Here is a 320-nt window from a genome sequence, read left to right as displayed (position 1 = left end):
GCATGGTTCGATCATTTTAGATATCGATGAGGATAAACTTTTTGACTTGTTTAACTATTCGAGTGAACGGTTACGTGAACGCATGCAAAAGAATTTTAAAAATAAAGCCGTCGCTATTAATGCTTTAAGAAGTGAACCTTTAACGATGGAAGAAGCAAAAATGGCGTTTAAGCGAGGATTTGAAAAAGGGTTAAACATTGAACTAGAGCCATACAGGTTATCGGAAGAGGAAGAAGAAGTCGTTCTGCAAATTGCAAGAGATCGTTACGAGCAGGATGAGTGGAATTTTAGAAAATAAGTCAAAAGGACCTGTCTTTAAA

General features: G+C 36.6%; 1 protein-coding gene. It reads left to right on the top strand.

Annotated features, from left to right (window positions below):
* Window positions 1-298 (top strand): lipoate--protein ligase family protein (locus KH400_RS23720; protein WP_369009399.1); only part of this gene is annotated, 298 nt, incomplete at its 5' end.
* Window positions 299-320: the final 22 nt, after the last annotated feature.

It is taken from the genome of Desertibacillus haloalkaliphilus (assembly GCF_019039105.1).
In the GTDB taxonomy this organism is placed as follows: Bacteria; Bacillota; Bacilli; order Bacillales; family KJ1-10-99; genus Desertibacillus; species Desertibacillus haloalkaliphilus.
This window is presented reverse-complemented; position numbering and strand designations above follow the sequence as displayed.